The sequence below is a fragment of the Streptomyces xingningensis genome, from assembly GCF_054957865.1.
Map to the genome: position 1 here is coordinate 1 of NZ_JBDJPF010000155.1, position 1,797 is coordinate 1,797.

Sequence of the window (1,797 nt, forward strand, 5' to 3'; positions counted from 1 at the left end):
GGACCCTGTTGGTTAATCCGGGCCTTGCTGTTTCGCCCCGTCGATCTTCTGGTCGGCGGGGCGAAGTGCTGTGAAGTGGCTGGTGCGGGTGCGGGCCCGGGGTGTGTCGGTGAGGTGGGCGTCGATGCGGGCGAGGTTGATCGCGGCGCCGGTGAGCTGGTGCTGGAGGCTGGTCTTCGCCAGGCCGCGGTAGCGGGATCTGCGCAGGCCGCAGCGCCCGACGCCTTGGGAGATGGTTCCTTCGACTCCGGCGCGGATCTTGTAGCGGGTCTTCCAGTCGTCTGTCTGCTGGAGAACGCGGGTCTGCTGGAGGGCCTGGTGCTCGTCGTGTTGCCGCAGGGTGAGTTCCCTGCGTTCGGCCTTGGGTGAGCTGACGCAGTCACGCAGTGCGGGGCAGTGCCGGCAGTCGGCCTGGGAGAATCTGACCCGGATCACCGGAAGCTGCTGCTGGGAACTGCGCAGGGCCCACTGGGTGCTGGTGACCCCGTTCGGGCAGGTCACGTGCTGCTGGTCCCAGTCGATGGTGAAGGCGTCCTGTCCGTAGCCGCCGCCGTTCTTCGTCTGGGCGACGGTGACCGTTTGCAGCGGTCCGTGCAGCTCGATGCCGTGTTCACGCCGGGCGGTCACGATCTGGGCGGCGGTGGGGTAGCCGGCATCGACCCAGTGCTCGCCGGGCAGGCAGCCGTGTTCGGCGAGGCCGGCGTGGATCGTCTCGCTCATCGCGTTGTCGGGGACGGTGGCGACGGTGGTGGCCACGTTCGTGATCAGGTTCGGGCCGTCGGTGCCGCAGGTCTCTGTGAGGTGGACTTTGTATCCGTCCCACATGGTGTCGCGTTTGACGCTGCCGCGTGCCTGCGGGTCATAGGGGGTGACCAGGCGCGTCGCGCCCGGCGGTCGGTCTTTTGGGTCCCGCCGCCTCACCTCGCCTTCGACCAGGTGGAAGTGGTGCACCCAGATCTGCCGCAGGATCTCCACCTGTTCCACCTCCCGCAGTCCGGGGGGTGCGTCGGGTGAGGTCACGGCCGCGAGCAGCCGCATGCCGTCCGTCCCGATCCGCATGCCGACCTCGTCGCGCTTGGTTCGGGCTTTGGGGAAACGGGAGTCCTCGGCCCGGGTGGCGTAGTGCTTGAACCAGTCCGGTTCAGCGACTGCGGTCATCCAGCCGGGGGCGGCCTGGGCGAGCGCGTTCAACGCTGAGCGCAGTGTCTCCGAGACCAGCTCCAGCCAGCACAGCTGGCGGGCGGCTGAGAGGACATGGGTGGAATCGGTGCGGGCCTTCCCGCCACCGGCCAGCAGGCCCTTGTCCCGGGCCGCAACCAGGATGCCGTCCAGCACCTGCCGTCCGGCATCCGCCTCGATGAGACGGTCCCGGAACTCCGACAGGACCGAGTAGTCGAAGCCGGGATCGGCCAGTTCCAGCCCGAGGGCGTATTTGAAGTCGATCCTCGCCCGCACCGCTTCCGCGGCCTGCCGGTCGGTGAGCCCTTCCACGAACTGCAACACCAGCACCAGCGCGAGCCGGCCCGGTGACCAGGCCGGTTTCCCTCGTGCCGGGAACAGATCCGCGAACTGCTCGTCGGTGAACAGAAAACCCAGCTCGTCCCGGATCCGGATCGCCAAGCTCCCCTTACGGAAGGCCGCCCGTGCCACCCGCACCGTCTCCGCCGGGATCTCCCCCGGCTCATTCGGCTGCATCGACACCTGCACCCTCCCCAAACGACAACGTCGGTTCCCAAGACCACAACCAGGTCTTGGGAACCGACGTCACGCATGGGCCCGGATTAACCAACAGGGTCC

1 protein-coding gene is annotated in these 1,797 nt (G+C 68.2%); it reads right to left on the reverse strand.

All coding sequences use genetic code 11. The annotated features are described in order from the left end of the window. Window positions 1–12: 12 nt before the first annotated feature. Window positions 13–1,701 (reverse strand): IS1182 family transposase, encoded by a 1,689-nt coding sequence (locus ABCR83_RS32585; RefSeq protein WP_462698877.1) that lies wholly within the window; start codon window positions 1,699–1,701, stop codon window positions 13–15. Window positions 1,702–1,797: the final 96 nt, after the last annotated feature.